Raw genomic sequence first — 19059 nt, forward strand, 5'->3', positions numbered from 1 at the left:
TAGCTACAGATCCACAGCAGCCAAGTGTAGTTACTCAGCTATCAAACTTAGAGATCGCAGCCTAATTCAGCTCGCTAAACTTCTATCCCAATAATTCCTCGGATGAGCTATGTTTATCACACGGAGAATCTTTAACATCAACGAGTAAAACTTGGGCTACATCTGGAAAGTGCTGCCGCATACATTGGTCGCACACCCCATGAGAAAAATCAACGTTGAATTGGCCTTTAACAAATTTCTCAACTGTTGACCAAAAGCCTTTGTCGTCACGCACCCCTTTGCAGTACGAGCAAATTGGAACCAGCCCTTCCATCACCCTGATTTGTTCTAAAGCATCTGCCAATTGAGCCGAGGTGCGCTTCAACTCTAGCTGCATCACAACCTGACGAGCCAATGCTTCCAAGGTTGTGATCTGGTGTTCTGACAACTCCCGAGGCTGATGGTCAATGACACAGAGTGTTCCAATCAAATGGCCCTCAGGAGTCCGCAGCGGGACGCCTGCATAAAAGCGAATGTTTGGCGCACAGGTTACGAGCGGGTTATTGCCAAAACGCTCATCCTGCAGGGTATCTTTCACAATCATGATGTTCTCACTCAAGATGGCATGGGCGCAGAATGAGACATCACGACTGGTTTCGTCAACATTTAGACCCACTTTGGATTTAAACCATTGACGGTCTGAATCAACCAGACTGATGAGAGCAATGGGCACATCACAAATGAAAGCGGCAAGGGCAGTAATGTCGTCGTAGGCTTGCTCAGATGGCGTATCTAAAATCCTATATTGCCTGAGTGCTTCAAGCCGAGCAGCCTCTTGTGTAGGAACTTTAGCCTTCATAGTGGTGCTAGTGCTCAATCGCGATGAGGCTATTTTAAAGGGCTGCCTTGGGGAATGTAATAGCGCTTAATATGTCCTCATGTCTGCGAGGCTTTCAGTATCAAGAACTCAAAGGTCTGATGCTATGCTGCTATTTTTTAGACTTTTGCGGCGATTGGTGTGAGTAGCTGTTGGATGCGATCGCAAACCAAAAACTAACGGGTCAAGTGAGGGGCTTCTGTCGTGTCCATAGCTTAAGTCTAGTGACCGGCGTAATTCCCGCTATTAGCATAAGGACTAACGACCCGCTTCAACGGCAATATGAGTCTTTGAGATATTACCAGTAGTTATTCTGAGCTGTCCATTGCAAGCGTTAGTTAAACCGCAACCTTACATCACAAGTGCTTTTGAATAAAAGACGCTGTTGAGTTTTCATGAGGAAATGGCTCTTCTGGAATTTCCAGATCAAGCGCTCGACATAGTGGTTCCCAGCCGTCACTAGCTTTCCATTCAAGTAGCCTATGCCCTAAGCCAGAGTTCCGGACAAGCTCATTATGCTGATTAAAAGCTTCAATACACGCTGAGCGATTAGCTATGTCTGTAGTAAATCTATTCTCAAACAATTCATCAACCATAGAACGCCACACACCTTCCGATTTCCTAATTCTAGGAAATATCGTTGAACTTGCACTCTGCCACCATGAGTCAGCGTCTCTATAGGAAAGAATAATAAGGGAGTCAGGGTAGATAGTACTCAACTCAAACCAAAAAGAACTTGAAGGCCAATCTACTGTGGCAATATATCCATCAAAAATTCTCGACCAATCAATACTTTCACCACGAGATACAGCACTCCAAAGAGGAATATGTTCTGGATGGGAGAATACCTCAGCCATGTGATAGCAAGGCTTGCTAAGAAGTCGCTCGAGTGCAAACTTGAGTGACTTTGTTCCAGTTCGACCGAGTCCAGCCCCCACTACTTTCAGCATAAGCAGAAGTTTCTTTCAAAAACAGTTCCTCACTGTACCAAGGTGGATTAGGAAGTACAAGTCTTTGGATAGGTAATATTTGTTGCCACGAGCCATCAGCTTAAAGACGGACTGATGGCTCATAGCCTGACATTTGTGGATTTCTGTGCCTTAATTTTCTAGAGCTACCCCAGAGGCTTCGCAGCAGGTCAGAATGGATAGGTGCTCGCCGGGTCTGCCGGTAGGTATGGGCTGTGACCAGTGCTTGGGCTCAGCGTAATCGAAAACAGCGAGGCCTAGATGATCTTGACGATCGCACCATAGTCGCCCAGCAGAATGTGCCTCAGCGTCTCCTGACTAGGAACCAAGTCAGAGTAGTGGACTTTCGACAATCCGCTACACAAAATTGTTATGCCACGCAACGTGCAATGGCGTAATAAAGAGCGTCTAGATTAAACTTATGTATCTGTTTTTCATAATGCAGGCCTGCTTTCTCTATGACTCTCCTTGAAGCTTGATTATCAGGCATTACCATTGCAACTATTCTGTCTAAGTTGGCTACGTTGAAACCGTAAGAAATTGATGCTCTCACAGCTTGAGTTGCAATTCCTCTTCCCCAATAATCTCTGGCTAAACCGTAAAGAACTTCAACCTCACCTAACTCGCTAAGATAGCGAAGACCACAATAACCAACCATCTCAAATGGAGAAGTATTTTCTACGATCGCCCAGACTCCATAACTTCGCTGCTGCCAATGTGAAATAAAGGACTGAAGTGCCTTCTCTGTATTTTCTCTAGAAATTGGAACACCTTGACTGGGTAGAAAGCAAGTTACTTCAGGATCAGCCCAAATTGCTGCAAGGGCATCCAAATCAGAAACTTGAATAGGACGCATTTTGAATCCGTCGATCTGCAAAACCGTTGGATCAGTAGAACTTACCATAAGCATCTTTATCAAGCTGCAACATTAACCTAACATCAGCTCTCTAGATGATCTTGTAATGACTATCCGCTACACTCCGCCATAGCTTTGCTACTTACCTCATGAAAAGCGGCGAACGGCTTGCTTGTTGGATCAAGATTTATTGAGCCAGAAGAGAAAGGCGTTACAAACAAGGTCGGCAGCCGCTAACCCCAGGAGTTTATACCCATTCCAGAAAAAAGTGCTGCAGATAGAGGGTAGAAGAGTGGATAGGTGGATGAATAGCGGCTGTTTAGAGAATAGGTATTAGATATCAAATTGCAAAAAAAGCCCCCGGATAGACCAGGGGCAAAACTCTCAATTGCAGGGAAGGAAAACTACCTTGTCAGCGCTGCACTCATCGGGTGTAGCGAACACTGTGATAGGACATTTCTACCGACTTATGGCCTAGCCGCTGCACCTGAAACGGATAACGCCTGAGATCAATGCGAGTACCGAGAACCGAACCCACTTGCCCTATCTCTTTACCGTCAGGATTAGAGGCAGAAGCAGCGTAGGAAATACAGCGATATCTTAGTTCCATTGGGGGGGAGGCTCCTTGGTTAGTGGGGGAAAGGGAGGCGCATTCGTTCACGCTATCAACAACAGCCCCGACCCGACCCTTTCCCCATCTGATCTGGTGTTCCCGATCACCCCGCTCCCTGATCACAATCAATTTCTCACTTCAAGCGCAGGTTGCAGACACCACCCCTCCAATTCCCCGCGTCCCTCATTCCCCGCATTTCTCCTACTCCCTATTCCCCTTAACATACAAATCCAGCCACTGCGTCACCTCCCACAGCACATGCCCCACCGCTTCGCGCGAGCGGTAACCGTGGCCCTCCAGCGGCAGTTCCACCCAGCGCACAGTCCCCCCCAAACCGCGCAGCGCCCCATACAGACGTTCGCTCTGCACTGGGTATGTCCCCGAATTATCATCCTCAGCACCGTGGATCAGCAGTAGAGGCTGCTTGATTTGGGCAGCGTGGGTGAAAGGGGACATGTTGATATAGGTTTCCTGCGCCTCCCAATAGGTGCGCTGCTCGCCTTGGAAACCAAAGGGTGTGAGGGTGCGGTTGTAGGCTCCGCTAAGGGCGATGCCTGCACTGAAAAGATCCGTATGGGCTAGCAAATTCGCGGTTGTAAACGCGCCATAAGACTCGCCGCCAATGGCAATTTGGTTGCGATCGCTCACCCCCCGCTGTACCAAGTAGTCCACTGCCGCCTGAGCGCTCATCTCCAGCTGCTCCAGGTAAGTGTCGTTAGGCTGGGCATTGCCCTCACCAATAATGGGCATGGTTGGCCCCATCATCACCGCGTAGCCTTGGGTCAGCATAAACAGGGGCGAATACCCCCAGGGGCGGCTGAAAGAATTCTCCGAGGCTGTTACTTGGGCAGCCGATTCTCGGCTCTTGTACTCCTGCGGATACACCCACAGGAGGGTTGGCAGCGGGCCATCTGCCGCTGCATCGTAGCCAGGAGGGAGATACAAAGTGGCAAAGAGATCTAGCCCATCGGCTCGCTGGTAGCGCACCACTTCCTTGGTCACCTCGGCAAACCAGGGCAGCGGATCAGCAAACTCGGTTAGGGGAGTAGACTGGGCTGTTTCTCGGTCATACAGTCGGTAATTGGGCGGTTCAGCGGGCGTCTGCCGCTGAATGATAAATTGCTGGGCCTGGTTATCTATCAGGTAGTGAACCCGCTCTAGAAACGGATCTTGTGACTGCCAAAGACGGACTTTGACATTGGTCACCAAGTCCCAGCGATCGAGGAACGGATAGATTCCCTCTGGCGAAGCCCCTCGCCCCTCCAGATATAGGCTGTTGCCATCTGGCCCAAACAGCAGCGTGTGCCAACCATAGCCATTGGCAGCCGTAATCGTGCGGCCCGGATCGCGGTAGTCATCCTGAGCATCCCGCTCGTCTAACAGCACCGGGGCCGTTTCAGGGCTAGCCGGGTTTAGCAGCCAGGTTCGCAGCCGCCGGGTATCGTGCCAATATTCATAGCCCAAGGCGCGGGTAGCATCTCCCCAGGTAATCCGGTTAAAGCGGCGCTCGGTTTGCCAGAGGGTCTGGGGCACCTCGGTAAAGGGGGCCGCTAGCTGCTGCACCTGATCTCGAAACGGGGCTGGAGTGCGGGCATCGCCGCCATCAATCGCCTCCACCCAAAACAGCGTAGCTGGAAGATCGGCCCGCCACCACACCACGCGACGCCCTGTTCTCACCGAGTCAAAGTTGACGGGAACGTTGTCTGCCAAAGGCAGGTTCGCCGCCTCAAACACAACCCGCCCCGTCAAATCCAGCACCGCCTTGCGCCGGGGAAACAGACCCACCGGCACCTGATAGGAAAAAGGGCGCTCGACAGTTTCCATCAAGATCCACTCCCCGTTGGGAGAAGGGGTGGCCTCGTCGATCAAAAGCGGCTCCGTCAAGGTCGTTCGCGTTCCCTGGAGGCTCACCTGCTCCAGCACCGAAGTCAGGTAGTACTCAAACAGCGCCTCATCGTGCTCGTTGGTCAGCAGATTGGTGTAGGTGCGGGCTGGAGCCTCTCTACCTAGGTTCTGCTCAATTCGGGGACCTGTGGGTACAGTTGGGGCCGCAGGGGGAGGCCCCTGATTAGGGGGCACTACTTTGCAGAGCAGGCCAGCCTCTTCTGAAATCCAGTCGCAGGGGTTGCCGTAGATAGCGTTGAGAATAGGGGGCGTCAGCTGTTTAGCTTCAGCCAGAGCCACATCGGCTACCCACAGCTCTAGGCCCTCGGGTTGGGTTAGGGTAAAAGCCAGATAGCGCCCACTGGAAGACCACATCAGGTTGCGCACACGAGCCTGATCGGGCAGGGCCACGGTCTGCTCTTTGCCGGTGGCCAGGTGCCGCAGGGTCAGCCCACGGTAGGGATACTCTAGCGCCGGACCTCGCGTGGCCGGATCTAGCTGAATGCCCGCTACCTGCACCCGAGGCCGGGCCAATTCAGTGATGGATTTTAGGGGCGAGTGCTCTAGGCTCACCATCCACTGGTGATCAGGCGAGATTTGGGTTCTTGGTAAAGCCGGCGCATCTAGAAATGTGGCAATGGGTTCCGGCGGATTTTGCCAGGTGCTTTGAGCCAGAGCAGGGTGGGGCATAGGGCTGAAAAGGCTAAGAGCAACTCCCATAAAGTACCCTATGGCGGTGGTGTAAGGCTGTCCCATCGCAATCTCAGTGTCAAATTGGGGTCAAATTTTCGGCATTTAGACTTTTGCCTCTGGCCTGGGAAAACTGCTACACGGCAATCTGGCAATTGCAGTCCGGCTGAAGAGTCACTTGCTGATCCCTCAGGGGAGCACAAGTCTGCTGGAAAATCATTCAATGCTTGAGCTTAAGACTTCAAACCCTTCAGGACAGGTGGGTTCTTCTTCCAGGGTAGCCGGACTTGGCCCAATTTCAGGAAGCTGAGTCCAGGGATTTATGGTTTCGCACACCACAGCGACAGTTATCGGGCCTTCCTGAGTTGAGACGAGGTAGACCAGTCCCAGATAGCTAGTCATTTCGGGTTGACGAGCGATCGCAACCTGCACTGTATAGTCTTCGGTGGTGGCCGCGATCGCAAACCGATAAAACTCATCCTCCGGCTCAATGCCCAGCCCTAGATCCTCCAGTTCGGTTGTGAACCGGCCGTACTCCACCTGGTAGGCCTGCTGCGCCCGGTTCATGGATCCCACGTAGGTCCAGCCGCGCGAGTAGGCATCATATTGAGCGTACGCCTCAAGCAGCGGAGATAAAAGCCTGCCCAGGTCGGTAGGCTGAAGAAAAGCCTGCTCAAAATCGCCATTGCGGGCTCCACTCACCTCGGCGTTTAGCAGCAGCGCATAGGCCAGGTTGGTATTAGTCAGATCCGTGTCGGCTAGCTGGGCGTAGCGTAGGTCAGCTCCCTGCAAGTCCAGCCCGCTCAAATTTGCTCCCCGTAGATCAGCACCCATCAGGTTCATGCCGTGCATAAACAGCCCAAACCCTACACTCCAGCCAAACGTCAGGCTGGCCACATTGTCCGTGGCCGAAGCGCCCTGGCAGTATTCATCTCCCAGAATGCTAGATGCTAAACTCGCAGACAGGCCGTAATCTGCTTCACACAGCTCCGGTCCTAGGCGCTGGATTAGGTTAACGATTTGGCAGACGGCTGGTTCTAGCGCCAGTTCCGCCGGTCCACAGAGGTTTCCCAAAGTTGCGCCTGAGAGGTCAGCCCGCTGCAAATTCGCCCCTTGCAAACTGCTTCCTGCCAGGGTAGCCTCTCGCAGGTTAGTGCCTGCCAGATTTGTTCGCAGCAGCAGCGTGCGAGACAGGTTTGCCCCCTGCAAGTTGGCTCCCCCCAGGTTGGCTTCGGTTAAATTCAGGCTACCGAGGTTTGCCCCACTCAGGTCACAGTTTTCGCAGGCATTTGTCTGCAGCAGCTGTCGCACGTGTGCTGGGTTCTCTGCGCGGGCTGCGATCGCACCGCCGCCCAACCAGCACAATCCCGTACAGCCAAGCAAAAGGAGCAGTTTCATAGGGCAACGGCAGAGGCATCGACTCTAGTATGAAGAGTCGCTTTCCCCACAGCACAGATTTGAAATCTCTTGTCATGAACCGCTAAGGCTCATCCGGACTAAAGGAGCAGCCCCGAAGTGCTTTTCCTGGGTTCTAGCCAAATCTGGGACATTTCTGCGTTGGCTGGGAACACTCACGAATACGACTCATTCTCTTCAAATTACTCATGCCCCCTGCGGTGAAGACCGGATCCTTATCGCGAACAGAGTTGCTCTACGGCCAGGGGAGTGCACTTTTCTCCATCGGGCGCTATCGAGAAGCTTTGACTCGGTTCGATGCAGTGGTAAAACTCTCTCCTGATCATTTCCAAGCTTGGACACTCCACGGCTTTACCCTAGCTGCCAATAAACGGTATGAAGATGCGATCGCAAGCTTCAACCAGGCGCTAGCCCTCAACCCGCAACATTCCCTGGCTTGGCACGGTAAAGGCCACGCGCTAGCAGAGCTGCACCATTTTGAAGAGGCCATCAGCCATCTGCAGCAAGCCGTCCGGTTCAACCCCCAAGACCACAAAGCCTGGTACAACCTGGGCACCGCTCAAAATCAGCTAAAACAGTACAAAGACGCCGTTGCCAGCTTTGGGCACAGCCTCCAGATTCAGCCACAGGACTACCGCTCCTGGTACAACAAAGGGGTTGCCCAGTGCGGCCTGCAGGAATACGAAGCGGCCCTAGCCACCCTAGATCTGGCGCTCAAGATCAAGCCCAGCAGCCACTATATCTGGAACCAGCGCGGCACAGCCCTGATCCAGCTAGGCCGCTACGCAGAAGCCATCCAGAGCTTTGATACCTCCCTGCACTACGAAGTCGAAAACCCCAATGCCTGGTACGGCAAAGCTCGGGTATATGCGCTCAAAGGCGACCTAGAATACACCCTCAAAAATCTCTACCGGACCTTTGTTCTTAGCCCTTATATCTACCGGGTCATGGTGCAAATCGATGCCCACTTTGACGGGCTGCGGGAGCATCCTCAGTTTCAGGCATTCGTCGACCCCAGCTCCTAATGGGGCAGGTCAACAACAGGTGACAAAGGCAGCTGCCAGAGAATAAGTGCAAATGCTTATGCCTTAAGGATTTGGCGTAATACGAAGGATAAAATTTATGCCCCAAATTACCCCTTCAGCGTTGAAGATAGAGGTTGGGGAAACATTCAACTTTGTCTTAGATGGCGATCGCTTCAACCTAGTAGTATTTGCCCCCTACCGGCCATCCTGTAGGGGCGCACAGCAGTGCGCCCAGTGCATTAGCGCAATGGAAGCCTAGACACCACACCCTCCATTGAATGTCGCCGGGCCGATCTGCCGCTCTAGCGCAGATAGCGGTCATTTTCTTTTGGCAAAGCGGGTTTTCCCTCACGAATTTCAGGCCATTCAAGGCCACTCAGGAGGCCAGACACCGTGGTTGCACAAGTCACTAAACCCAGTTACGAGGCGAAGACCCAAGCCATTGCCAGCACCCTTTTGGGAGCCACCCGCGAAAAGCGCTCGATCTTCGCTCAAATGCGAGACCAGATGCGCTGGGATGACAAGCTCCTGGCCTTTGCGATGAGCAATCCGGGGTTACGGGTCCAGCTATTCCGGTTTATCGATGCCCTGCCAGCGCTATCCAGCAAGCCCGAAATTGCCCGCCACATGCAGGAATACCTCGCAGATGACTCGGTCGAGCTGCCGGGTGCTCTAAAGAACCTGCTCAACTTCACCAGTCCCGACTCCGTTCCAGGGCAGATCGCAGCCTCAACCGTAGCTCCAGCGGTCGAAACCCTGGCTAACCGCTACATCTCTGGCGAAACCATTGAACAGGCCATTAAGACCGTCGAGCGGCTGCGCAAAGACCGCATGACCTTCACGATGGATCTGCTGGGTGAGGCAGTCATCACCGAAACCGAAGCCGAAGCCTACCTCAACCGCTACCTGGAGCTGATGGAGCAGATGACCGCTGCTGCCAAGCGGTGGAATACGGTTGATCAGATTGATGTAGCCGACGGCCAAACCCTCTCGAAGGTACAGGTGTCGGTCAAGCTCACGGCTTTCTATTCTCAGTTCGACCCGTTGGATGAGCAGGGCACCCGCGACAAGGTGGGCCAGCACGTTCGCACTCTGCTGCGCCGTTCCGAAGCATTGGGGGTAGCCGTACACTTCGATATGGAGCAGTACCGCTACAAAGACCTCACATTGGCCATTCTCAAAGATATCTTGATGGAGGACGAGTTTCGCCAGCGGGACAACCTAGGGATAACGCTGCAGGCCTATCTGAAAGACAGCTACAGCGACTTACAGGATGTCATTGACTGGGCTAAGCAGCGAGGCACCCCCCTCACCGTGCGCTTGGTCAAAGGAGCTTACTGGGACCAAGAAACGATCACATCTCTGCAAAACGATTGGCCCAGCCCGGTCTATAGCCAAAAGATCTCTACAGATGCCAACTTTGAGCGCATGACTCGGCTCTTGATGGAGAACCATGAGGTGCTCTATGCGGCGATTGGTAGCCACAACGTGCGATCGCAAGCCCACGCCATGGCTATCGCTGAAGAACTCAATATTCCTCGCCGCCGGATTGAGCTGCAGGTTCTCTACGGCATGGCCGATAAGCTAGGGAGAGCCTTGGTTGAGCAGGGCTATCGGGTACGGGTCTACTGCCCCTACGGCGAACTCATCCCCGGCATGGCCTACCTGATCCGCCGCCTGCTGGAAAATACCGCCAATACGTCTTTCCTGCGGCAAAACCTGGAGGAGCGACCGACAGCAGAACTGTTGGCAGCGCCGGAGTTCGCAGCTGAAGATGCAGGACAGGGGAGCGTAGGAGCAAGGGAGCAAGGAAGCAAGAGAGCTGTGCCCTTTCACAATGTTGCGGATACTGACTACTCTCTGACTGATCATAGGGTTGAGGCGACAGCGGCGCTGCAGTCGGTGCGACAGCAGTTGGGGCAGCGATATGCGCCGCTGATTGACGGCGAGCGGGTTAACACCGAAGCCCACTTTGAGTCAGTCAACCCGTCTAATCCGAAGGAACTGGTGGGTAAGGTGGGGCTAGCTAGCCAGGAGCAGGCAGATCGGGCCATTGCTGCTGCCAAGGCGGCCTTTCCGGCGTGGCAGGCGACCCCGGCTAAAGAGCGGGCCGCGATTTTGCGCCGCGCTGCTGACCTGATGGAGGCTCACCGCCACGAGCTCAATGCCTGGATTGTGCTGGAGGTGGGCAAGCCGCTGCGGGAGGCTGACCCAGAAGTCTCCGAGGCCATCGACTTCTTTCGCTACTACGCGGATGAGATGGAGCGGCTAGATCGGGGCGTGGCCTACGACTACCCGGGTGAAACTAACCGTTATCGCTACTTCCCTCGGGGCACTGTGGTGGTGATTTCGCCGTGGAATTTTCCGCTTGCGATCGCAACCGGCATGACCGTAGCCGCCCTAGTCACCGGCAACTGTGCCCTGCTAAAACCGGCTGAAAACTCCTCGGTGATCGCCGCCAAACTGGCCGAAATCTTGGTCGAGGCTGGAATACCAAAGGGCGTGTTCCAATTCGTTCCAGCCAAGGGATCTACTGTGGGTGCTCACATGGTGCAGCACCCCGACGTCCACATGATTATCTTCACCGGCTCTAAAGAGGTTGGCTGCCGCATCTATGCCGAAGCCGCCCAGCTACGGCCCGGACAGAAGCACCTAAAGCGAGTTGTCGCTGAAATGGGCGGTAAAAACGCCATCATTGTCGATGAAAGCGCCGACCTCGATCAGGCCGTGCAGGGCGTGGTCAAATCGGCCTTTGGCTACAGCGGCCAGAAGTGCTCTGCCTGCTCCCGCGTGATCGTGCTGGAGTCAATCTACGATACCTTCATCAACCGCGTTGTCGAAGCAACCCGCTCTCTCAATGTGGGGCCTGCCGAGCACCCCGGCACCAAGGTGGGTCCCATAGTGGATGCTACCGCCCAGGCACGCATTCAGGAGTACATCGAGCAGGGTAAGCAAGAAGCCCATCTAGCGCTGCAGATGCCCGCTCCCGACAATGGCTACTTCGTGGGGCCAACCGTCTTCACCGACGTCGCACCCGATGCCGTCATTGCCCAGGAAGAAATTTTTGGGCCGGTTCTAGCCGTCATCAAGGCCAACACCTTTGACGAGGCCATTGTCATTGCCAACGGCACCGACTACGGCCTTACAGGCGGCCTCTTCTCCCGCACTCCCTCTCATATTGAGCGGGCTCAGGCTGAGTTTGCCGTCGGCAACCTGTACATCAACCGGGGCATTACCGGAGCCATTGTTTCGCGGCAGCCTTTTGGCGGCTTTAAGATGTCCGGCGTTGGCTCTAAGGCAGGCGGCCCTGACTACCTGCTGCAGTTTCTCGATCCTCGCCACGTCAGCGAAAACGTTCAGCGGCAGGGATTTGCTCCTATTGAAGGGGCTGACTAGGGCTTATTGTAGGAGCAGGCCAAACGATCTGCCCCCGCTCTAGACCTTCGAATTTACATCGCTAATTTGCAAAAGGGGGTTAGCGGATTCAGTTCGCTACCCCCTTTTTGCTGAGGAAATCTCCGCCAAGATTCATAAGAACCATAATTTTTCTTTGTAAATACGCGTAAAGATGTTTGCCCTTTGAAATTTTGAGATAAGCTGTTTGGCGAGTCTTGCGGTTGACCCTGTTCTTCAGCAGGGTCACGTCTATAGGGTAGATTCTGACTAGATGAATAGGGTGAACTTTGCCTTACTTCTAGAAAGATTCTGTACCGCTTCTGGGTAATCTCCCCACAGGAATCAGTTAATCGCTTCGTACCTACCTATGAACCGTTCCTCTGAAGAAAGGCTGCAACCCCACTCAGCAAATTCCTCTGCTCCCAAAGATATCTGGTTCACCCGTTTGAGCAACCTGCTCCCATCTCGAACTTTATCCTTTACAGCGCTGCTGGTAGCCGGTGTGACGCTATGTGGCGGCATTGAGCTAGGCCGTCGCCCCAGCAACGCTAATGCAGTAGAAGCCGGGCAAACCCAGGCAGCAGTCCAAATTTGGACGAACGCGTCCTTCCCCGTTGAAGATTTTCAGGCTTACACCTCCCCCTTCGGCTACCGACAAGATCCCTACAACGGCGGCCAGCGTTTTCACTACGGCCTAGACATGGCTGCTCCCTCCGGCAGCTATATTCGCAACTGGTGGGCCGGTAAGGTCGTCGAAGTGTCTGACGACAGCGCCTGCGGCACTTCAGTGGTGGTAGAGTCGGGCGAGTGGCTTCACATTTACTGTCACATGCACGGCTACGTAGTCAATGATGGCCGTAACCGCTACATGGTAGACCGCGAAGGCGGCGTCCAAATTCGCGAAGGTCAAGATATTGCGTCAGGAGCCCGAATTGGTCGCGTCGGTATGACCGGGCGCACCACAGGCCCACACCTGCACTGGGGCCTTAAATACCGGGAAAATTGGGTTGACCCAGCCTTGGTGCTGCGAGCTATGTACGATAGTCAGCGGTCGGCAATGAACCGGCCCCAATAACAAAAATTCCATTGCCGTCCCATTAACTTAGACCCAAGACTTAAGACAGAACCCAAGAAGGGAGACCTATATTGCAGGCCTCCCTTCTTAGGTTTTAAGCATAGGTCTTAAGAATCGACAGCAGACGCCAGCATCAGGTGTTGGACTGAACTAGAGTCTTTTCAGGCAGCGGCGTATATTCTGCAACCAGCTGGCGGAACTGATCACCATCCATCGTTTCCTGCTCTAGCAACATATCCACCAGTCGGTCCATCAAGGGCCGATTGTTTCTCAACACCTCACGGGCACGGTCAAAGCTCTGCTTAGCGATTTCGCGCACTTGCCCGTCAATTTGAGTTGCCAGAGCCTCTGAGTATTCTGACCGGGGCATTAGGTTACGGCCCAAAAATACCTGATTGTCCGAGCTCTCTAGCGCCAGTGGCCCCAAATCCGACATACCAAACAGCGTTACCATCTGCCGCGCCAGACTGGTTACCTGCTTAATGTCAGAACCGGCTCCGGTGGTAGTTTCATCTTCCCCATAGACCTCGGCTTCGGCTGCCAGACCTCCTAAGGCAACGGTGATTCGATCTATTAGCCAGTTGCGGGTGTAGAGGCCGCTATCGATCACGTCTTCACTGGGCAAAAATTGGGTAAAGCCCTCGACCCCGCCTGAACGAGGGATAATAGTCACCTTATTGACTGAGTCAGCATGCTGTAGAAGCGTGCCGACTAGGGCATGGCCGATTTCGTGGTAGGCCGTCATCCGTTTGCGGCTGCTGTCTAGCAGGGGCGTTAGGCTGAGGCCGATGGTTACCCGGTCAATGGCGTCTTCAATGTCTACCATCGTGACCGTCTCTTTGCGGCGGCGAGCCGTCAAAATGGCGGCCTCATTCAGCAAGTTAGCTAACTCCGCTCCCGAAAAGCCAGGTGTGCGACGGGCCACAGCTTCTAGGGAAACTTCTGGGTCAATCTTTTTGTTGCGGGCATGGACTTCTAAAATCGCCAGACGACCCCGGTAAGTTGGCAGGTCTACGACAATCTGGCGGTCAAATCGGCCTGGCCGCAGCAGGGCCATATCTAGCACATCTACTCGGTTGGTCGCCGCAATCACGATGATGCCGCTGTTGCCCTCGAAGCCGTCCATTTCGGTCAGCAGCTGGTTAAGGGTCTGCTCCCGCTCATCGTTGCCACCGCCAATGCCCGTTCCTCGCTGGCGACCGACGGCATCAATTTCATCGATGAAGACAATGCAAGGAGCGTTTTCCTTGGCCTTGCGGAACAGGTCGCGCACCCGAGAAGCGCCGACGCCAACAAACATTTCGACAAATTCTGAGCCAGAGATGCTGAAGAAGGGAACGGCAGCTTCCCCTGCGATCGCTTTTGCCAGCAGGGTCTTACCGGTGCCGGGTTGACCAATTAGCAGCACTCCTTTAGGAATGCGGGCTCCAATAGCGGTAAATTTCTCTGGGTTCTTCAGGAAGGAAACGACCTCCTGCAGTTCTTCCTTAGCTTCTTCAATGCCCGCGACATCATCGAAGACTACTCCTGTTTTTGCCTCCATTTGGAAGCGAGCCCGAGAGCGGCCAAAGTTCATGGCATTGCCTGCCCCTGAGGCCGATCGCCGCAAAATCATCAGCAGACCAAAGACCAGGATCAGGGCTAGCAGAGAGTTAGTCGCCAACCAAGCCAGTGCGCCATTGCCACCGGCATCAGCGATCTCAACATCTACGTCGTTGTCCCGCAATAGGCGGATTAGCTCAGGGTTGCGCTCTCCAGCGAACAGCGTGACCTTCTGGGGAGGCTCATCTTCGGGCTGTCCTGCCAGACGCACAGAGGCAATGCCTCGGGTCTGGTCTAGATCAACCTGTTCCACCTGCCCCTGCTCGATCTTCTCCAAGAACTGCCCGTAGGTCAGCTCCTCAGGGTTGCGCTCTTGTGCGATCGCAACAGACACCGGCAGCAGGCTCTGCAAGAGAAACCAACCCACTGTCAGCAAGCCCGTGGCAGTTGCCCCTTTGGCGGTGCGTGACTGGGCCGGATTTAGCTTGCGGGTAGCGTGCATTTTCATCAAACTTCCTAAGCGGACGACACAACTTCAAGACAGCCGGGAGGAGAGGTCCCCAGGTCCCATACCATGACTAGTCTAACCTTCCAAACTTGGACTGGCGGAGGAATCGATCCCCTGAGAACTTGCCAGTCCCTCTACGAAACTTGCATCAGAATACCCAAACCGCCTGAACTCAAGCCTGATTCAAGCGGCCAAAACCAGCCAATTTAGCCAGGGTTCACCGCCAAAGAGACTGGACAGAGCAACAAATTTAGAATTTACGCTATCTTATACGTATTCGTAACGACTTTGCTTTTTAAGAAAATTTTAGAAATCTCTATCTAGTGAATAGGTATTTAACCAGGTATTTTGCTTGGCTCTTTGAGCTTTTAGCCGCGCAGCAGCCACTAAGACTTGCTATTACACCGTTTCGCTCCAGCGTTTATCTCATCTAGCTTTTATCTAAAGGAGAACGTAAGTCATGGTCAAATTTGTAGGAATTTCAGGCAGTCTTCGAGAAGGCTCCTACAGCTATTTAGCGCTGCAAGAGGTGTCTCGCCGTCTCGCTGCCCTAGGGGCCGAGGTAGAAATACTCGATCTGCGGCAGCTAAATTTGCCCTTTTGCAATGGTGAAAAAGAGTATCCAGACCACCCCGATGTGGCGCTTTTAAGAAGCCGAGTTCAAGAGGCTAGCGGACTGATTCTGGCAACTCCCGAGTACCACGGTAGCGCCAGCGGCGTGCTCAAAAATGCGCTTGATCTGATGAGCTTTGATCAGCTCTCGGACAAAACCACTGGACTGATCAGCGTCTTAGGCGGGCAGAGCAACAGCAATGCGCTAAACGATCTGCGCATCATCATGCGGTGGGTTCACGCTTGGGTTATTCCCGAGCAGGTAGCCATTGGCCAAGCCTGGAACGCCTTTGACAGTGAGGGCAAGCTCAAAGATCCCAAGCTAGCCGAACGGTTCGATCGCTTTGCCGAGAGCTTGTTTCGCTATACCCAGACCTTGAGCCAGGTCGCTTAACTGCTGCCCAGCGCCAGTACGGCATTCTGACCGCCAAAGCCAAAGCTGAGGCAAAGCGCCACTTGAGTCGCTTGGGGCGTGGCCTGTCGCACAAAATTCAGCGGAAAGGCAGGCTGTGCCAGCCCCACACAGGGAGGCAGCACTTGATTTTGCAGAGCCAGTAGGCAAAAGACAGTGCCGATTGCCCCAGAGGCTCCTAGGGTATGGCCGGTGGATCCTTTCGTTGAGCTGACAGCAACATCAGCAGGAAAAACCTGCTGAATTAGGGCGGCCTCATGGGCGTCGTTGAGGCGGGTGCTGGTGCCGTGGGCGTGCAGATAGCCCACCTCAGAGGGCAGCAAATGGGCCTGCCTTAGGCAAGCCCTCAGGGCAGCTTCACTGCTCTGTCGCTGGGGGTCGGGCGCACTGAGGTGGTGCCCATCGGCAGTTAACCCCACGCCCAAAATTTTGCCGTAGCTATGGGCTCCTCTGGCTTGGGCCAGCGCGGCAGATTCTAGCACCAGCACCGCTGCGCCTTCTCCTAAGACCAGGCCCTCGCGCCCCAGATCAAAGGGATAGCAACCCTGCTGAGCCAAGGCTCCCATGCGCTCAAACCCAGCCAAAGCCAGAGGCGTAATCGGCGCTTCTACGGCACCGGCTAAAACGCGATCGCACTGCCCCCGGCGGATCAGTTCCCAACCCTGAAAAATCGCCCACAGGCCCGTCGCACAGGCCGCCATCGGAGCCTGCACAGGCCCCAGCGTCCCTAGGCGGCGGGCCGTATTGATTGCGGCCATATGGGGCAACGATGCCAGCCATTCGTCTCCCGCAGGAGGCTGACCGTGCTCAAAAGTCTCAGCAGCCATCTTTTCCCAAACGACCTGGTGGCTACGGCTAGAGCCAATCACCACCCCGCAGTCTAGCTGGGGCAAGGAGATCTGAGCATCTTGTAAAGCTTCGTCGACCGCTTGATCCACAAGATCCTGGAGCCGGGCTGGGTGCTTGCCAATTAGCGCCAACGGCACAACCGGCAGTTCCGCAAAGGGCTGGCGCAAGGCAATCGCCGTCTCGCCCAACAGCAATCGGGACCAGTTGCTAGCAGCATCTGGTCCCAAAGCCGACATCAGGCCAACCCCTGTCACCACCACCTCTGGAGCAGTTGTCACAGATTTAGCGAGCCGTTTTAAGGTTCTCTAAACCCGCTGTGACCTGGGCTGATTCGATCACATCTCCCTGCTCAATTTGGTCTACCACGTCCATCCCTTCAGTGACATAGCCAAAGACCGCATAGCTGCCGTCGAGAAAGGGCAGATCCGCCAAGGTGATGTAAAACTGCGACGAGGCAGAATCTACAAGTTGCGATCGCGCCATTGCCACAGCCCCTCGTGAATGTTGCAGGGCAGGCGCAGTCGTTAACCGGGCCGATTCAAAGGTTTGGTTATACAAAGGCTGTTCAGCCCCTTGAGGCTTAATTTCCAAAGGAATATTGCGGGGAGACTGGGTCTCAGGATCGACAAAACCCCCTGTTCCCAGCTGCTGAGCCGGAAAGTTGGGATCCTGGCTTTGGGGGTCGCCGCCCTGCACCACAAAAGGCTGCGGGTCTCGCACGACCCGGTGAAACACGAGGCCGTCGTATACTCCCCGATTAACCAGATCCACAAAGTTACCGGCAGTCACCGGCGCTTCCGTTCCATCCAGTTCCATGACAATACGTTCGCCATTGACTGTCAGTTCAACGGTAGCGGTTCCCTCTAAAACAGGCAGATTGGCAGCCGAGCTAGGTAAAGCAGCCGTTGGGGTAGATGGTTCTTCAGGGGGCACAGGCGACTCTGCTTGAGGCGCGTTGGCCGTTGGCGACCCGGTGCAGCTACCTAGCCAGAGCGTCATAACGGCCAAGACCAGCAGCGACCAGCGTCGGAGTTGAAAAATCATTCAGGCATTCCTCGTGGATTTATCGGCACGAAGAACCATTTTGGCACAGCCCCGATAGCTTAAAGTCCCTCCAAAGGAACTTGTAGAAAGCGGGCCAGTTCAGCTCCTTGATTTTCCAGCTCAGACAGGGCAATGGGTTGGCCTACCCGAGTTAGCGGCAAATCTGGGCGACCTTTGAGCCGCAGATAAAGCGCCCGCTTAGGGTTTAGCCCCTCTTTGATATCCACCCGCACAGCCAGCACGGCGTCTAGAGGATGCTCAATCTCAATTCGGCGATCTTTGCCGGGGAAGCCAGAGCGAATGATCCGCACCTTATCGCTGCCCTTGTCAAACTCGTTGTAGCCGCCACCAACATTCCAGCTAATCATCAACCAGAGATACGCTGCGAGCGCCAGCGCCGCTGTACCGTAAAAGCCCATAACAATTCCCTGCGGAACGAAGATGAGCTGTGTCGGATCGGCAAACGGCAGCAGATTGATTTGGGTATAGCTAGAGATACCGGCCAGCAAAAAACCAAGGCCTCCCAAGGTGAGCACCGTTGCCCACCAGTAGTTGCTGAGCCGTCGAGCGCCCAGGATTGTGCGCTTCAAGACCAGATTTCCAGAGGTTTGCGCCGATGCAGTCATAATGATTAAACGGTTTGTCCTTCAAGCACCTTCAGATTATCCACTCTAGCGGGCCTAGCAGATCATGACCTGATTTGCCTGCCAAATCGCTCCCAAGATGCACTTCATCTGAAAGAATGCGTTCTGGGCAGTGGGTTTTGCCTCAAGACAAACCTGGACTGGCAAGCCCGTAACGTGTAACGATAAGTTTGCAATTTGCAACGAAACTCAAGAACTCAGACTATCCACTCAATGACTGCCTGCGTTCTTTGCCTGTTTCTGCAGTGGGGATAGCTTTCCTGAAAAGCTACATGTCAGATTGTAAAATTTTGGAACTCTCCTTATCATATTTACAAACCTCGATTTTCCTGGAACAGCTCCTTGTAGGCTGTTTTGACTAGCTGGGTGAGGATCCCAACATTGTGAGTAGGATTATTCTCTGTAGCTCTAATGTCTGGGATACTAGATCTTATAAGCCTCACCCGGGAAGACAAGACTGTATCCCAGCTCCATCTGGCGAAATGCAGCAGTCTTTGGTTTTACTGGACTGGATGTCATATTAAGAGGATTTGACATGACCATTGCAATGGGACGTGCTCAAGCCCAACGAGGAGCGTTTGACGTTCTCGATGACTGGCTGAAGCGCGATCGCTTTGTCTTCATCGGCTGGTCAGGTCTGCTGTTGTTCCCCTGCGCCTACATGGCCGT

At 54.1% G+C, this 19059-nt stretch carries 15 protein-coding genes and 1 pseudogene; 6 read left to right on the forward strand and 10 right to left on the reverse strand.

Translation table 11 applies throughout. The features are described from left to right. Positions 1-82: 82 nt before the first annotated feature. The 6 genes from H6G13_RS18545 to H6G13_RS18570 all read right to left on the reverse strand — a co-directional run bounded on the left by H6G13_RS18545 (position 83) and on the right by H6G13_RS18570 (position 7265). On the reverse strand, positions 83-838 hold the full coding sequence (locus H6G13_RS18545; RefSeq protein WP_190485516.1) for a GAF domain-containing protein: 756 nt from the start codon (positions 836-838) through the stop codon (positions 83-85). Between the two features lie 374 nt (positions 839-1212). After that, the gene (locus tag H6G13_RS18550; RefSeq protein ID WP_190485518.1) at positions 1213-1806 is read right to left on the reverse strand and encodes a sulfotransferase family protein; all 594 of its coding nucleotides are present in this window, start codon (positions 1804-1806) and stop codon (positions 1213-1215) included. 388 nt (positions 1807-2194) lie between these two features. Beyond that, complete coding sequence (locus H6G13_RS18555) at positions 2195-2728, reverse strand: GNAT family N-acetyltransferase (RefSeq protein WP_190485520.1); 534 nt, start codon at positions 2726-2728, stop codon at positions 2195-2197. 376 nt (positions 2729-3104) lie between these two features. After that, positions 3105-3290, reverse strand: coding sequence for a hypothetical protein (locus H6G13_RS18560; RefSeq protein ID WP_190485522.1), 186 nt, complete (start codon positions 3288-3290; stop codon positions 3105-3107). A 204-nt stretch (positions 3291-3494) separates the two neighbouring features. Next, a complete protein-coding gene (locus H6G13_RS18565; RefSeq protein WP_242028414.1) occupies positions 3495-5933 on the reverse strand; it encodes a prolyl oligopeptidase family serine peptidase in 2439 nt (812 codons plus the stop codon). 150 nt (positions 5934-6083) lie between these two features. After that, positions 6084-7265 carry a pentapeptide repeat-containing protein gene (locus H6G13_RS18570; protein ID WP_190485526.1) on the reverse strand — a complete coding sequence of 394 codons (1182 nt, stop codon included), beginning with the start codon at positions 7263-7265 and terminating at the stop codon, positions 6084-6086. 206 nt (positions 7266-7471) lie between these two features. Here H6G13_RS18570 and H6G13_RS18575 point away from each other — a divergent pair, with 206 nt between their 5' ends. The 4 genes from H6G13_RS18575 to H6G13_RS18590 all read left to right on the forward strand — a co-directional run bounded on the left by H6G13_RS18575 (position 7472) and on the right by H6G13_RS18590 (position 12779). Beyond that, a complete protein-coding gene (locus H6G13_RS18575; protein ID WP_190485527.1) occupies positions 7472-8308 on the forward strand; it encodes a tetratricopeptide repeat protein in 837 nt (278 codons plus the stop codon). Positions 8309-8405: 97 nt separating this feature from the next. Then, entirely contained in the window at positions 8406-8567 is a 162-nt protein-coding gene (locus H6G13_RS18580) for a hypothetical protein (RefSeq protein ID WP_190485528.1), read from the forward strand. Positions 8568-8701: 134 nt separating this feature from the next. Next, positions 8702-11704 (forward strand): L-glutamate gamma-semialdehyde dehydrogenase, encoded by a 3003-nt coding sequence (gene pruA / locus H6G13_RS18585; protein WP_190485529.1) that lies wholly within the window; start codon positions 8702-8704, stop codon positions 11702-11704. 367 nt (positions 11705-12071) lie between these two features. Continuing rightward, positions 12072-12779: a M23 family metallopeptidase gene (locus H6G13_RS18590; protein ID WP_190485532.1), complete on the forward strand. Its 708-nt coding sequence runs from the start codon at positions 12072-12074 to the stop codon at positions 12777-12779. A gap of 133 nt (positions 12780-12912) precedes the next feature. Here H6G13_RS18590 and ftsH read toward each other — a convergent pair whose 3' ends face one another. Next, a complete protein-coding gene (gene ftsH, locus H6G13_RS18595; RefSeq protein WP_190485559.1) occupies positions 12913-14823 on the reverse strand; it encodes an ATP-dependent zinc metalloprotease FtsH in 1911 nt (636 codons plus the stop codon). A 466-nt stretch (positions 14824-15289) separates the two neighbouring features. On the opposite strand from ftsH, the gene H6G13_RS18600 reads away from it, so the two are divergent. Continuing rightward, positions 15290-15835 (forward strand): NAD(P)H-dependent oxidoreductase, encoded by a 546-nt coding sequence (locus H6G13_RS18600; RefSeq protein WP_190485534.1) that lies wholly within the window; start codon positions 15290-15292, stop codon positions 15833-15835. Here H6G13_RS18600 and H6G13_RS18605 read toward each other — a convergent pair. Genes H6G13_RS18605 through H6G13_RS18615 form a run of 3 tightly spaced genes read right to left on the reverse strand, consistent with a single transcriptional unit; the run spans position 15832 to position 18372 of the window. Continuing rightward, entirely contained in the window at positions 15832-16980 is a 1149-nt protein-coding gene (locus H6G13_RS18605) for a beta-ketoacyl-ACP synthase (protein ID WP_347277503.1), read from the reverse strand. The genes H6G13_RS18600 and H6G13_RS18605 overlap by 4 nt on opposite strands. Before the next feature lie 4 nt (positions 16981-16984). Next, positions 16985-17746 carry a peptidylprolyl isomerase gene (locus H6G13_RS18610; RefSeq protein ID WP_190485536.1) on the reverse strand — a complete coding sequence of 254 codons (762 nt, stop codon included), beginning with the start codon at positions 17744-17746 and terminating at the stop codon, positions 16985-16987. A gap of 59 nt (positions 17747-17805) precedes the next feature. Beyond that, positions 17806-18372, reverse strand: coding sequence for a photosystem I assembly protein Ycf4 (locus H6G13_RS18615; RefSeq protein WP_190485537.1), 567 nt, complete (start codon positions 18370-18372; stop codon positions 17806-17808). 553 nt (positions 18373-18925) lie between these two features. On the opposite strand from H6G13_RS18615, the pseudogene H6G13_RS18620 reads away from it, so the two are divergent. Continuing rightward, positions 18926-19059 (forward strand): annotated as a pseudogene (locus H6G13_RS18620) (photosystem II D2 protein (photosystem q(a) protein)); the annotation flags it as partial.

It is taken from the genome of Pseudanabaena sp. FACHB-2040 (genome assembly GCF_014696715.1).
In the GTDB taxonomy this organism is placed as follows: domain Bacteria; phylum Cyanobacteriota; class Cyanobacteriia; order Phormidesmidales; family Phormidesmidaceae; genus JACVSF01.

Excerpts from the sequence above, each read along its gene's own strand:
- H6G13_RS18600 (WP_190485534.1), top strand. The coding sequence starts at position 15,290 with ATGGTCAAATTTGTAGGAATTTCAGGCAGTCTTCGAGAAGGCTCCTAC.
- H6G13_RS18555 (WP_190485520.1), bottom strand. The coding sequence starts at position 2,728 with ATGGTAAGTTCTACTGATCCAACGGTTTTGCAGATCGACGGATTCAAA.
- H6G13_RS18575 (WP_190485527.1), top strand. The coding sequence starts at position 7,472 with ATGCCCCCTGCGGTGAAGACCGGATCCTTATCGCGAACAGAGTTGCTC.
- H6G13_RS18615 (WP_190485537.1), bottom strand. The coding sequence starts at position 18,372 with ATGACTGCATCGGCGCAAACCTCTGGAAATCTGGTCTTGAAGCGCACA.
- H6G13_RS18560 (WP_190485522.1), bottom strand. The coding sequence starts at position 3,290 with ATGGAACTAAGATATCGCTGTATTTCCTACGCTGCTTCTGCCTCTAAT.
- H6G13_RS18545 (WP_190485516.1), bottom strand. The coding sequence starts at position 838 with ATGAAGGCTAAAGTTCCTACACAAGAGGCTGCTCGGCTTGAAGCACTC.
- H6G13_RS18570 (WP_190485526.1), bottom strand. The coding sequence starts at position 7,265 with ATGAAACTGCTCCTTTTGCTTGGCTGTACGGGATTGTGCTGGTTGGGC.
- ftsH (WP_190485559.1), bottom strand. The coding sequence starts at position 14,823 with ATGCACGCTACCCGCAAGCTAAATCCGGCCCAGTCACGCACCGCCAAA.
- H6G13_RS18580 (WP_190485528.1), top strand. The coding sequence starts at position 8,406 with ATGCCCCAAATTACCCCTTCAGCGTTGAAGATAGAGGTTGGGGAAACA.
- H6G13_RS18550 (WP_190485518.1), bottom strand. The coding sequence starts at position 1,806 with ATGCTGAAAGTAGTGGGGGCTGGACTCGGTCGAACTGGAACAAAGTCA.
- H6G13_RS18590 (WP_190485532.1), top strand. The coding sequence starts at position 12,072 with ATGAACCGTTCCTCTGAAGAAAGGCTGCAACCCCACTCAGCAAATTCC.
- H6G13_RS18610 (WP_190485536.1), bottom strand. The coding sequence starts at position 17,746 with ATGATTTTTCAACTCCGACGCTGGTCGCTGCTGGTCTTGGCCGTTATG.
- H6G13_RS18565 (WP_242028414.1), bottom strand. The coding sequence starts at position 5,933 with ATGGGACAGCCTTACACCACCGCCATAGGGTACTTTATGGGAGTTGCT.